This window comes from Virgibacillus sp. MSJ-26, from assembly GCF_018918075.1.
Classification (GTDB): domain Bacteria; phylum Bacillota; class Bacilli; order Bacillales; family Amphibacillaceae; genus MSJ-26.
In genome coordinates this window covers 49,185-61,843 of the sequence record NZ_JAHLPW010000014.1, presented here as the reverse complement: position 1 = coordinate 61,843, position 12,659 = coordinate 49,185, and the positions used below count along the sequence as shown (strand labels likewise).

General features: G+C 37.5%; 9 protein-coding genes. 8 read left to right on the top strand and 1 reads right to left on the bottom strand.

Translation table 11 applies throughout. The features are described 5' to 3' along the window. Nucleotides 1-389: 389 nt before the first annotated feature. Nucleotides 390-2,450 (bottom strand): methyl-accepting chemotaxis protein, encoded by a 2,061-nt coding sequence (locus tag KQI49_RS13450; RefSeq protein ID WP_216489677.1) that lies wholly within the window; start codon nucleotides 2,448-2,450, stop codon nucleotides 390-392. Between the two features lie 162 nt (nucleotides 2,451-2,612). Here KQI49_RS13450 and KQI49_RS13445 point away from each other — a divergent pair, with 162 nt between their 5' ends. From KQI49_RS13445 to exaC, 8 genes are all read left to right on the top strand, one after another. Beyond that, a complete protein-coding gene (locus KQI49_RS13445; RefSeq protein ID WP_216489676.1) occupies nucleotides 2,613-3,821 on the top strand; it encodes a CynX/NimT family MFS transporter in 1,209 nt (402 codons plus the stop codon). A 272-nt stretch (nucleotides 3,822-4,093) separates the two neighbouring features. Next, on the top strand, nucleotides 4,094-5,269 hold the full coding sequence (locus tag KQI49_RS13440) for an MDR family MFS transporter (protein WP_216489675.1): 1,176 nt from the start codon (nucleotides 4,094-4,096) through the stop codon (nucleotides 5,267-5,269). 32 nt (nucleotides 5,270-5,301) lie between these two features. Beyond that, nucleotides 5,302-6,036: a Cof-type HAD-IIB family hydrolase gene (locus KQI49_RS13435; protein ID WP_253286833.1), complete on the top strand. Its 735-nt coding sequence runs from the start codon at nucleotides 5,302-5,304 to the stop codon at nucleotides 6,034-6,036. Nucleotides 6,037-6,335: 299 nt separating this feature from the next. Next, nucleotides 6,336-6,518: a cold-shock protein gene (locus tag KQI49_RS13430; protein ID WP_216489673.1), complete on the top strand. Its 183-nt coding sequence runs from the start codon at nucleotides 6,336-6,338 to the stop codon at nucleotides 6,516-6,518. A 403-nt stretch (nucleotides 6,519-6,921) separates the two neighbouring features. After that, nucleotides 6,922-7,386 carry a MarR family winged helix-turn-helix transcriptional regulator gene (locus KQI49_RS13425; RefSeq protein ID WP_216489672.1) on the top strand — a complete coding sequence of 155 codons (465 nt, stop codon included), beginning with the start codon at nucleotides 6,922-6,924 and terminating at the stop codon, nucleotides 7,384-7,386. Next, on the top strand, nucleotides 7,383-9,119 hold the full coding sequence (locus tag KQI49_RS13420) for an ABC transporter ATP-binding protein (RefSeq protein ID WP_216489671.1): 1,737 nt from the start codon (nucleotides 7,383-7,385) through the stop codon (nucleotides 9,117-9,119). The genes KQI49_RS13425 and KQI49_RS13420 overlap by 4 nt, the downstream gene beginning before the upstream one ends. Beyond that, nucleotides 9,116-10,912, top strand: coding sequence for an ABC transporter ATP-binding protein (locus tag KQI49_RS13415; protein WP_216489670.1), 1,797 nt, complete (start codon nucleotides 9,116-9,118; stop codon nucleotides 10,910-10,912). Before KQI49_RS13420 ends, KQI49_RS13415 begins: the two co-directional genes overlap by 4 nt. A 216-nt stretch (nucleotides 10,913-11,128) precedes the next feature. Continuing rightward, nucleotides 11,129-12,649, top strand: a complete 1,521-nt coding sequence (gene exaC, locus KQI49_RS13410; protein WP_216489669.1) for an acetaldehyde dehydrogenase ExaC — start codon at nucleotides 11,129-11,131, stop codon at nucleotides 12,647-12,649. Nucleotides 12,650-12,659: the final 10 nt, after the last annotated feature.

Here is a 12,659-nt window from a genome sequence, read left to right as displayed (position 1 = left end):
TTTGTAAATCAAATTTCTTAATAAGAGGTTGGGACAAAAATAAGTATTGGTTATTAAACGACGAACATTTTTAAGTAAGCGTTAGTCGCTTCGGAAAAATACTTCGCTTTCCGTGGGCGGCTGATGAGCCTCGGGCCAACAGGATGTTGGTCATGAAGGCGCCCTCACAGGACGTCGCGAATTTATCCTTCCATCATTCATGACGCACGGTGGGGGCACGTCTGGCCTCATCTCCCACAAAGGTTTTCGGTGGGACGAAGCTTGCTGCAGTCCCAGAGTCTACGTATTTTTTCTACGCTGACTTGAAAAGGTGTATATTTATATAAATATACTTTAATACGTTCGCTTTTAAATTAACTAAAATACTTATGTCCCAACCTCTTTAGTATTTAATTTTCTATTTTAAATCGATCTACTTCCTGTTCCATTTCTTTGGAAATTGTCCCCAGGTTACCTGCCATCTGGTTTAATTGGTCCATGGAGGTGGATTGTTCCTCAATGGATGCAGAAATTTCTTCTGTTCCTGCTGCCGTTTCTTCGCTGATTGATGCGATATGTTGTGTGTTTTCAGAAATTGTTTGTTCTTGTTGTAAAATAGAACTCATCACATTCATTACTTTTTCAATATGGTTTGTGTTCGTTTGAATGGCCTGATTAATTTTAGAAAAAGCATCATCTGTTTCATTAACAAAGGAAGTTTGGGTCTCAAATACTTCTTTTGTTTTGCTAATAAGTGAGACAGTGTGATTTGTTTCATGTTGTATTTCATTTATTATATTGACAATATCGCCTAACGCTTGGTCTGTCTGAACAGCTAGTTTCCGAACCTCATCAGCGACCACAGCAAAACCTTTCCCATGTTCACCAGCACGTGCGGCTTCGATAGCGGCATTAAGAGCAAGCAAGTTAGTTTGTCCTGCTATGTCTGAAATCGTTGTGACGATATCACTAATGTTTTTAGATTTATGTTCAAGCGATTGAATTGCCTGAGACACGTCTTCAGTCATGACCCCTGTTTCACTTGTTTGTTCTCTTAGTAAATTGAGGGTTCGAGTGCCTTGTCCAGCAACATCATTCATTGCTTTTGATATAGAAAACACCTGACTGTTATGATTTTCTATATCATGTATTAGATTTGACAATTTCTCTGTAGCAATGGCATTCTGCTCCATTAACTGAGACTGTTCGCTAGCTCCCCCTGCGATTTGTTCCATTGTTGAAGAAATCTCATTGGCTGCAGTGGTATTTTCATCCGTACTTATGACAAAAGTCTGCGAGACATCTAGAATTTCATGACTAACATGTTTGACCTTTTGAATCATTGCTCTCATCTGTTGTAACATTAAGTCAAAACTTTGCGCTAGATCATTAATTTCGTTTGTTGCTTTAATATCAGTTTTGATTGAAAGGTTTCCTTCTTCAACTTTTTTCATAAGCGATTGTAAATATGTAATTGGTCTTATCAATCTTTTTGTAGTTATATATGAAATAATAACCGCAAATATGATAACAATAAGTAGAGTGACCGCTATAGGAACGAGTATTTTATTTGCTTTGTGTTTAAATGTTTCAGCAGAAGATGTTTCACCAATTAACCAATCCGTTTTATTATTTGTCACATAACCTAGTACCCTATTTTCCCCGGCCTCAGTGTAATCGATGAGTCCTTTGTCGCCACTTTTTGATAAAGCGTTAAAATAAGCCTGATCATCTGCGCCAGTGCCAATTAACTGTTCGTCCGGATGGGCAATAAAGCTCCCATTTTGATCAATGACGACAACATATCCAGAGTCCCCAACTTCAATATTATTGGCCATATCAATTATAGTATCTGCCAGAATGTCAACAGCGACAACACCAATAAATTGGTCTTTCTTATAGATGGCTTTTGAAGCTGTGACTATCATTTCTTTTGATATTGTATCAATATGAGGAGCTGACCAGATTATCTCCTCATTTGATTCTTTAGCAATTTGAAACCAACTGCTAGAACGCGGATCGTAACTTTCATCCATATGGTTAGGGATGAGGGTTTGAGCAGTTTCCTCAAAACCGACATAAGCATTTTCAATCTGATAATGGGATGATATGCTTTCTTCTAAATAGGCGAGCGTCTCTTCTTGTTTTTTTAATGTAAAGGATGTAAATACTTCACTTTCTGAAAATCTATCTAAAACGTCTTCAGTATTAATTAGAAACAAATCAAAAGTATCATTTAAATTTCCAACCTCATTGACGACATTATCGGCGAGTTGATCCACCATCGCATTTGTACTCAATCGATAGTTCATAAAAGCAATAATGCTTCCTGTAAGGATAATTAATATTAAAAAAGGGAGTAAGATTTGATGTTGCATTGATTTACGCCGGTTTGTTAGTTTTTTTATTAGAGTTGGGGTTGTTGCTTTTTTTGTTTTTTTTGATTGGTTTTCCTTTTTCTTTCTTTTCATTTGTATCCCCCTGTATTTTCGATTAGATCAAGTTGAACAAGCCATCTGATAGTTATATCGGTTAAATTGTAGGAAATTGTAGTCATGTTTGCTCCTTCACTGAATAAAAGTCTTTCTATATGTTATATTAGTGTGATAGTAATGAAAAAAGGAGCGCGTTTTATGGAAGATACAAATCTGGAACAAAAAACAAATCAATTATATAAAGTTATGTTAGTCGCTGGCATTGTAACTGTGGCATTCAACCTGCGTCCAGCGATTACTTCTGTCGGCCCTTTAATGGGAATTATCCGGGATGATATCGGATTATCAAACTGGAATGTCGCCTTACTTACAAGTCTTCCACTAATCGCATTTGCTATTATGTCACCGATTATTCCTAAATTTGGTTACAGATATACAAATGAAAAAGCACTTTTATCTGGATTATTTGTACTTTTATTTGGCATAGGTTTGCGCTCTATCTCAAATATCTTCCTTCTCTTTTTAGGAACGTTCATTATTGGAGTGGGGATTGCAGTATGTAATGTGCTTTTACCAGGTGTAATAAAAGAGAAATTTCCATTTAAAGTTGGTCTAATGACCAGTGTTTATTCTACGATTATGGGGATTTTTGCTGCAACAGCATCAGGGGTTAGTATCCCACTTGCTAAGGGGCTTAATCTTGGATGGAATAAAGCTTTACTTGCTTGGGGAATACCAGCTCTCATAGGAATTATTGTTTGGATATATCTTGTAAAGAAAAGCAAGTCGGAAAGCGACGTGAACGTAGAAATTATTAAATCTGAAGATAATAGAATGTGGAAATCGTCGCTCGCATGGCAGGTGGCTCTTTTTATGGGGTTCCAATCCTTTCTCTTTTATGTCTCAATAACATGGCTACCAGAAATATTGCATGCCTACGGAGTTGATATGGCAACGGCAGGATGGCTATTGTTCTTCACTCAAATGATTGGTTTACCAGCAGGTTTTATTGTTCCTGTTTTAGCTGATAAGTTTAGATCTCAGCAAGTCTTAGTTGCTGTTTTAGGTATTTGTGCTATAAGTGGTTTTACAGGATTGCTATTAGGAAGTTCTTTTTCTGTTATGATGATTAGCTTAATCATCTACGGCCAAGCTTTAGGTGGAACATTTCCGCTAGCTTTGACTCTTCTTAGTTTGAGAGCTCGTACAGCTAAGCAAGCGGCAGAACTTTCGGGTATGGCTCAATCATTTGGATATGTGCTTGCCGCTGTCGGTCCGATGCTGATTGGATATCTATATGATTTGACTGAGACATGGACAGTTCCATTGATCGTGTTGATGGTAATATCTGTATTTGTGATTTTGTTTGGACTTGGTGCAGGGCGAGATCGCTATGTGCTAGACTAAAAGCTGATGTTCATCCCCGTAGATGAAGACCAACTTCGGAGTGAAATTGCTGCAAGTTGTCGTTCATGGCGTTGATGAAGACCAACTACCGAGTGAAATTGCTAAAAGTTGTCGTTCATGCCACTGATGAAGACCAACTTTGAATTTAAATATTAGTGTCTTTAACTGGAGACGGTGTTTCAAAAATAAACACACATAAACATTGAGATTGTCCTGAGATATAAATTGTATTAAAATAATCTAATGGATTGATGAATGTGAGATGATGAAAAATGCCAAGATATATCTGGTTATTAGTTATTGGAACAACAATAAGTGTCACCGGTGGTTCATTTTTGTGGCCCTTAAATACAATTTATATGCATAATGAATTAGGAAAAAGTCTCGCCTTTGCCGGGATGATTTTAATGTTTAATCAGGCTGCAACGATTACTGGTAACTTGATTGGTGGAATCTTGTTCGATAAATATAGCGCCTATAAAACAATTTTATATGGGACAGGGTTAGCGATGCTGTCAGCTATTACTCTTTCATTTTTCCATAATATCGGGACTTATTCTGTTTTACTTGTCTTAATTGGTTTTGGAACAGGTATCACTTGGCCGGTGATGTTTGCTATGGCTGGATCTGTCTGGCCCGATGGTGGAAGAAGAGCTTTTAATGCGATTTATGTTGCTCAAAATTTAGGAGTAGCGCTTGGTGCCACACTTGGCGGATATGTTGCCAGTATTTCATTTAATTATATATTTATGGCCAATGCGACGTTATTTACTTTGTTTTTTATTATGGCTTTCTTTTTCTATCGTGACATGGATGAAAAACGAGACCAACAAATGCATACGTCAGTTATTGAGCAAAGCGGGGAAATTAAAAATAAATCCTCTTTCAAAGCGTTACTTATTTTATCGACAGGCTTTTTAATAGCTTGGTTTGCCTATAGTCAGTGGCAGTCCACCATTGCATCTCACACACAAGATATAGGAATCCCTCTTGAGCAATATAGTATGTTATGGGCGATCAACGGTTTTCTTATCGTGCTAGGTCAACCATTGGTGAAATGGGTTACGGAAAGAGTGACATCACAAAAAACTCATATATTTATCGGAGCGGGTATCATGGTGTTTTCCTACATCATCGCAATGGTGGCTGGTGAATTCACTATGTTCGCAGTAGGTATGGTTATTTTGACGATGGGGGAAATGCTTATGTGGCCAGCAGTCCCTTCCCTAGCCAATGAATTAGCTCCTCCAGGCCGAGCAGGATTTTACCAAGGATTCGTAAATAGTGTGGCTGCAGCTGGTCGAATGTTGGGGCCTGTAGTAGGTGGATTGATTGTGGATTTATACAATATTCAGTTGCTGTTTTATATTTTACTGGCCTTGTTTATCATACCTTTTATAACGACGAGTCTTTTTGATAAAGGAACAAGGGTAAAAGAGACTAACTAGCACTGGATTAATATTAAATGAAGGAGATTGACATGAGTAAAATTAAATTAATTGCATTAGATATGGATGGTACTCTACTTACATCACAGGAAAAAGTATCAGATTACACAAAAGGTGTTATTGCTAAAGCTTTGGAAAATGATGTTCATGTCGTTCTTAGCACAGGACGATGGTTGAATTCTTGTTATCCATTTGCGGAAGAATTGAAGTTGAAATCTTTTCTTGTAACATGTAATGGTGGTCAGATTTGGACAATTGATAAGAATCTTTTGGAAGAACATTTATTAACACAAGAAAAAATTGAAAATATGTGGCACTTAGCTGAAAAATATGATGTGTTTACTTGGCTAGTGTCCACTGAAGATATTTATTATAATCAAAGACCAGATAATTTCTATGATCATAAATGGCTTAAATTCGGATGTGAAACAGAGGACAAAGATAAACTCGATAAAATTATAGAGGAACTTTCGCATATCGGTGGTCTCGAACTCACAAACTCACTCCCAACAAACATTGAAGTGAATCCTAAAGGAGTTAACAAGGCAAGTGCTTTAAGAAAAGTTTGTCAAGATATTGGGATTACCATGGATCAAGTCCTTGCTTGCGGTGATAGTTTAAATGATATTAAAATGATTCAAGAAGCTGGTGTAGGAGTGGCAGTTGGCAATGCTCAGGAAGCGATTAAAAAAGTCGCTGATTACGTGACGGAAACAAATGATAATCACGGTGTAGCCAAAGCAATTGAAAAATTTGTCCTTTTTTAAATCATTCAACTTTCGCGGAATGAAATATAACCCTTGGGATCATAGCGGTAGGATAAGATACATTGCACGAGTTAACTTTTTGATGAACTGACCTAAGTGACCCAAGAAAACTGGATTATCAAGCCCACAAAATCTTTATTATCGTAAAATTGATATAAATCTGCGCACTAATTAATGGGATGTATTCAAAGCAAGTGTAATATAATAACTACCTTAAACCCATATCAAAGCGGATGCCCCTTTCATTGTACCTTAAAAAGGAGTATAATAAGGATAGTATTATGAAAGGGGATGCTGATATGGGTTTTTCTCGTGGCCCTAAAGAGCCCGTTAAAGAAGTCGAGACAAATGTTTGGGTTTGTACCAATGATGACTGTAATGGCTGGATGCGTGAGTCGTACAGTTTTGAAGAAGATCCTAAATGTCCATTTTGTAAGTCTTCAATGAAACAAGAAATGCGAGTTTTACCTGAATTGAAATAAAATCAAACTCAGGAAGTGAAAAAGTTAATCTTATAATAATTGTTGAAAATGTCTCTCAGGACATTTTTTATTTATTACATTAACTTTAAATTAATGAATTAAAACATCCTATGAACTTCATAAGTATAATAAAACAAAAACCTTAGTGAGTAAACCACTAAGGTTTTTGTTTTTGCTTAGAAACTATAACATTAAAACTTTTATGGATAACTTTATACTTAAATTGTTCACGTCTAGCTTCAGTGCCCAGCGCTTTTGTTTATTTACATTTTCTTTTCTTGACATTGAAGTTTAACAGGTATAATATTTTATAGGTGTTCAATTTTGAACTGTTTACTCTTAGACATTAGCGAATAGAGAAGACTAAAAAAGAATGATTTTTTATAGAAGTGGGTGTGTAGTTATGGTAAAAGAGACATATGGAACAAATCGTCCAACAATGCTTATGCAATCGTTTTGGCATTTACAAAAGTCAATTATGGGTCAAGTTAAACAAACGGCGTTGGAACACGAATTATCGGTTCCTCAATTTGCTATCATTGTTATGATGCAACATAATAAAAAAATAGCTCAGAAACAACTTCAGGCAAGAACGCACTATCCTAAAAGTACATTAAGCTATGCGATAGAAGGGCTTGTGCAGGACGATCTTTTAAATCGTCAACATGCTGAAGGAAATCGACGTGAGGTCGACCTTATATTGAGTGAACAAGGGAAAGCTCTACTAAAGAAAATGAAAAACGAAGAAAATGGTGTCCATCTGAGATTCAAAAATGCCGTTAATTCATTTTCGGAAGAGCAATTTAACGACCTTTTAAATTTACATCAACAGATAGCAGCATTTTTTGAAGGTGGGAAGATGAAATGATTAGTATTCTTAAAAAGTTATCACCTTATAAATGGTTGCTTGCACTTGTTTTTCTCCTTGTTTTTATCCAAGCTCTATCCAATCTATTGTTACCAACATTAATGGGCTTTATCGTGGATAATGGTGTAGTAGAAGGAGATATTCCGTATGTTTGGAAAATTGGTGGCGTCATGCTAGGCGTTGCGGCGTTGACTGTAATTGTTGCAGTTATGGCCAGTTATTTTTCTTCTAAGATTGCCATGGGACATGGAAGGGATATACGTAAGGAAGTGTTTAGTCATGTCCAAAAGTTTGCTTTTAGAGAATTTGATCAGCTTGGAACAGCTTCCCTCATCACGAGGACAACAAACGATATTACACAAATACAGCAAGTAATGATGATGCTTTTACGTATGGTACTAACGGCACCCCTCATGATGATCGGGGGAATCATTATGGCCGTTTCAAAGGATGCAAAATTATCACTTGTCGTCCTCGGTGTGATGCCCATTTTGGTAGGGGCGGTTTTGTTTATTTTGAAAAAAGCCATGCCATTATTTAAAGCAGTCCAGAAACGTTTAGATAAATTGAATCTTGTAATGCGCGAAAACTTAACTGGGGTTCGTGTCATTCGAGCTTTCAACAAGGAAGACATTGAATCAAATAGGTTAAAAGATGCGAACACTAATTTGACCAATACATTAATAAAAGTTAACAAGCTTATGGCTTTTCTTATGCCACTGATGATGTTGCTTATGAATTTGACTGTCGTCGCTATCATTTGGTTCGGTGGGGTCAGAATAGATAGTGGTAATATGCAAATTGGCGATTTAATGGCATTTATCCAGTACGTAATGCAGATTATGTTTGCCCTCGTTATGGCATCCATGATGTTTGTTATTTTACCGCGTGCAGCGGTATCAGCGAATCGTATTCAAGAGGTTCTCGAAACAGAGCCGTCCATAAATAATCCAAAGACAGAAGACAAAACTACCCCTGTTACGGATGAAAAAGGTACATTAGAATTTGATCATGTCACATTTTATTACCCAGGTGCTGAGGAGTCAGCACTGACTGATATTGAATTTAAATCCCGTCCAGGTGAAGTGACGGCAATCATTGGTGGTACAGGATCTGGAAAGTCTACCTTAATCAATTTGATTCCACGCTTCTATGATGTAACCGACGGAACTATTCGTATTAATGGTTTAGATATACGTAAAGTATCACAAGCTAGAGTCCGCTCAGCTATTGGTTTAGTCCCACAAAAGGCCTTTTTATTTTCAGGAACAGTCTCAGAAAATATTCGGTATGGAAAAGAAGATGCCACTATGGATGAAATTAGAAAGGCAGCCAAAATTGCACAAGCGGATGACTTTATTTCCAGTATGGAAGATGGCTATGACACAAAACTTGATCAAGGTGGTTCTAATCTTTCAGGCGGGCAGAAACAACGCCTAGCTATAGCGAGAGCACTTGTTAGACGACCTGATTTATATCTGTTCGACGATAGTTTTTCAGCACTTGATTTTAAAACGGATGCCAAACTCCGTCAAGCATTAAAACAAGAAGTTACTGATGCATCCATTGTAATCGTCGCTCAAAGAGTGAGTTCTGTCATGGATGCAGACCGAATTATTGTCCTTGATCAAGGCCATATAAGAGGCATAGGGACACATGAAGAGTTATTGGAATCCAGTAATATTTATCAGGAAATTGTTAAATCACAACACGGTGAGGAGGGAACTGCATGAGTAAGCAAAATATAGACCAAGATAAAAATAACAGGGGAACACTGATGCGTCTTCTCGGTTATTTAGCTCCTCGCAGTAAGCGGCTCATAGTTGTCCTTATGGCGACCATATTAAGCACTTTATTCACCATTTTAGGGCCAAAGGTCATGGGAGACACAATTACGGTTGTTTTTGAAGGAGCCTATGCAGCACTCACCGGAACGGGTGCAGGTATTGACTTTGGAAAAGTTGGCCAATTGCTATTATTATTAGGTGGTTTGTACATTTTTAGCAGTTTGTTTACGTTTCTGCAGCAATATCTCATGGCCAGTGTAGCGCAAAATACAGTTTATGACTTAAGAACAGATATTTTTAATAAGTTAAAGAAACTACCACTTAATTATTATGATAGTCATTCTCACGGAGATACTCTTAGCCGAGTGATCAATGATTTAGACACAATTGGTAATACATTGCAACAAAGTATAACCCAGTTTATCCGCTCAGTTGTTTTACTTGCTGGGATTCTGATTATGATGTTTACGATCAATTCATTACTGACAATAATTGCCCTTGTTAGTTTGCCAATATCATTTTTTGTGATTAAACCATTTTTGAAAAAATCACAGAAATTTTTCAGTCAACAACAAGACACTCTTGGTGAGCTTAACGGACATGTGGAAGAAATGTATACCGGTCATGATGTTGTAAAAGCATTTGGTCAGGAGGCTAAAGGACTTAAGACTTTCAATAATGTAAATGATGAGTTATATGAAGCTGGTCGACGTGCGCAATTTATATCAGGGATTATCATGCCAATTATGATGTTTATAGGGAATTTAACTTACGTACTAATTAGTATTGTCGGTGGTATATTAGTAACTCAACGAGTGATTGCTATTGGTGACATTCAGGCATTCATTACGTATACAAGACAATTCAATCAGCCGATTAATCAGATGGCTAACATTGCTAATATTATTCAATCAACTATCGCAGCAGCTCGACGAGTGTTTTCTTTACTTGATGAGGAGGAAGAAATTCCTGAAACTCCTACTGGAAAAGTGAAGGCTGTTGAGGGAGCAGTGACTTTCGAACATGTTGAATTCGGTTATGATGAAGAATTGTTAATGAAAGACTTGAATATTAATGTAAAACCCGGCCAAACGGTTGCTATTGTTGGGCCGACTGGAGCTGGAAAAACGACATTAATTAATCTGCTACTGCGTTTTTATGAAGTTAAGGGTGGTTCTATTAAACTAGATGGTACTGATATATTAGCTATGTCACGCCATGAACTTCGAAGTCATTTTGGCATGGTGTTGCAGGATACTTGGTTGTTTAAAGGTACTATAAGAGACAATATTGCTTATGGAAAAACCAATGCTTCAGAAACCGAAGTGATTAAAGCGGCTAAAGCAGCTCGAGCTGATCAATTCATTCGCACACTACCTGATGGGTATGACACGGTCTTGAATGAGGATGCTTCAAATATTTCTCAAGGACAAAGACAGCTCCTTACAATTGCCAGGGCGATACTCGCGGATCCGCCTATTATGATTCTTGATGAAGCTACATCAAGTGTTGACACGCGCACCGAAGTCTTTATTCAGGAAGCAATGAATTCGATTATGGAGGGGCGAACAAGTTTCGTCATTGCTCATAGACTCTCCACAATTCAGGATGCAGATAATATTTTAGTCATGAACCAAGGTGATGTCATCGAACAAGGTACACACGAAGAATTGCTTGAACAAAAAGGATTTTACGCTGATCTATACAATAGCCAGTTTGCTGATGAGCAGACTGGTTAATATTCAAAAGCTGGGGATTACTTCTCTGGCTTTTTTTATTTAGTATAGAAACAGTATTTCAACAATCATAAGCGGAATATTTTGAATTAATCATAATAGTTAGTATAATAAATACATTAGTTATAGGGCTTTCTTAGAAATCCAAAATACTAATGACACCTAGAATCTTCATCAATAGATTGTAAGCGATTACAAAATAATGAGGAGGAAGGTTAAATGAGGTACGCAAATCCAAATACTGAAGGAGCACTCGTCAATTTTAAGGACAAATATGATAATTTTATTGGAGGAGACTACAAGCCGCCGGTAAAGGGAAAGTACTTTGAAAATGTCAGCCCAGTCACCGGTGAAGTTTTTTGTGAAATAGCACGATCTACAAAAGATGATGTGAATGCCGCTGTTGAAGCAGCTGAGGAAGCATTCAAAGAATGGGGAAAAACATCCGTTACCGAGAGAGCGAATATTTTAAATAAGATAGCTGATCGGATAGAAGATAATCTAGAAATGTTAGCTGTAGCTGAAACGTGGGATAATGGGAAAGCTGTTCGGGAGCCACTTGCTGCCGATCTACCATTAGCTGTTGATCATTTTCGTTATTTTGCAGGTGTTATACGAGCTCAAGAGGGTGGCGTAAGTCAGATTGATAATGATACTGTAGCTTATCATTTTCATGAACCATTAGGCGTAGTTGGTCAAATTATCCCTTGGAACTTCCCTATACTTATGGCCACTTGGAAGATAGCACCAGCACTGGCAGCGGGGAATTGTATTGTTTTAAAACCAGCTGAGCAAACGCCAGCTTCCATACATGTATTGCTTGATTTAATTAAAGATTTAATACCGGGGGGAGTCCTGAATATAGTAAACGGCTTTGGTGTAGAAGCGGGTAAACCGCTAGCTTCACATAATGGAATATCAAAGGTTGCCTTTACAGGAGAAACAACGACAGGACGCTTAATTATGCAGTATGCTTCTGAAAATATCATTCCAGTGACCTTAGAACTCGGAGGAAAATCTCCTAATATATTCTTTGAAGATGTGATGGATAAAGATGATGGCTTTTTGGATAAGGCTGTTGAAGGGCTTGTCATGTTTGCTCTTAATCAAGGTGAGGTTTGTACTTGTCCTTCACGTGCTGTTGTTCATGAATCGATTTATGATAAATTCATGGAAAAAGCTGTTGAACGTGTGAAGAAAATTAAGATTGGTCACCCGCTTGATTCGGAAACAATGATGGGTGCTCAAGCTTCCAAAGAGCAAATGGAAAAAATAATTTCCTACTTGGATATCGGTAAACAAGAAGGAGCGGAAGTCTTAACAGGTGGAAATGTCAACGAGTTGACAGGCGAGCTTGAGAACGGCTATTATATCGAACCGACAATATTTAAAGGGAGTAACGACATGCGGATTTTCCAGGAAGAGATTTTTGGTCCAGTATTATCGTTAACTACCTTTAAAGACGAAGAGGAAGCGATGGATGTAGCAAACGATACCTTATATGGATTAGGGGCTGGTGTTTGGACGCGTAATATTAATACGGCATACCGTTTTGGACGGGGAATCCAAGCGGGACGTGTGTGGACTAATTGTTACCATCAGTACCCAGCACACGCAGCATTTGGAGGATATAAAAAATCAGGCATTGGAAGAGAGAATCATAAAATGATGTTGGATCATTATCAGCAAACCAAAAACCTGTTAATTAGTTATAGCGAAGAGAATGCTGGTTTATTCTAGTCTTGGTCGG

Excerpts from the sequence above, each read along its gene's own strand:
- KQI49_RS13450 (WP_216489677.1), bottom strand. The coding sequence starts at position 2,450 with ATGAAAAGAAAGAAAAAGGAAAACCAATCAAAAAAAACAAAAAAAGCA.
- KQI49_RS13435 (WP_253286833.1), top strand. The coding sequence starts at position 5,302 with ATGAGTAAAATTAAATTAATTGCATTAGATATGGATGGTACTCTACTT.
- KQI49_RS13445 (WP_216489676.1), top strand. The coding sequence starts at position 2,613 with ATGGAAGATACAAATCTGGAACAAAAAACAAATCAATTATATAAAGTT.
- exaC (WP_216489669.1), top strand. The coding sequence starts at position 11,129 with ATGAGGTACGCAAATCCAAATACTGAAGGAGCACTCGTCAATTTTAAG.
- KQI49_RS13415 (WP_216489670.1), top strand. The coding sequence starts at position 9,116 with ATGAGTAAGCAAAATATAGACCAAGATAAAAATAACAGGGGAACACTG.
- KQI49_RS13430 (WP_216489673.1), top strand. The coding sequence starts at position 6,336 with ATGGGTTTTTCTCGTGGCCCTAAAGAGCCCGTTAAAGAAGTCGAGACA.
- KQI49_RS13425 (WP_216489672.1), top strand. The coding sequence starts at position 6,922 with ATGGTAAAAGAGACATATGGAACAAATCGTCCAACAATGCTTATGCAA.
- KQI49_RS13440 (WP_216489675.1), top strand. The coding sequence starts at position 4,094 with ATGCCAAGATATATCTGGTTATTAGTTATTGGAACAACAATAAGTGTC.
- KQI49_RS13420 (WP_216489671.1), top strand. The coding sequence starts at position 7,383 with ATGATTAGTATTCTTAAAAAGTTATCACCTTATAAATGGTTGCTTGCA.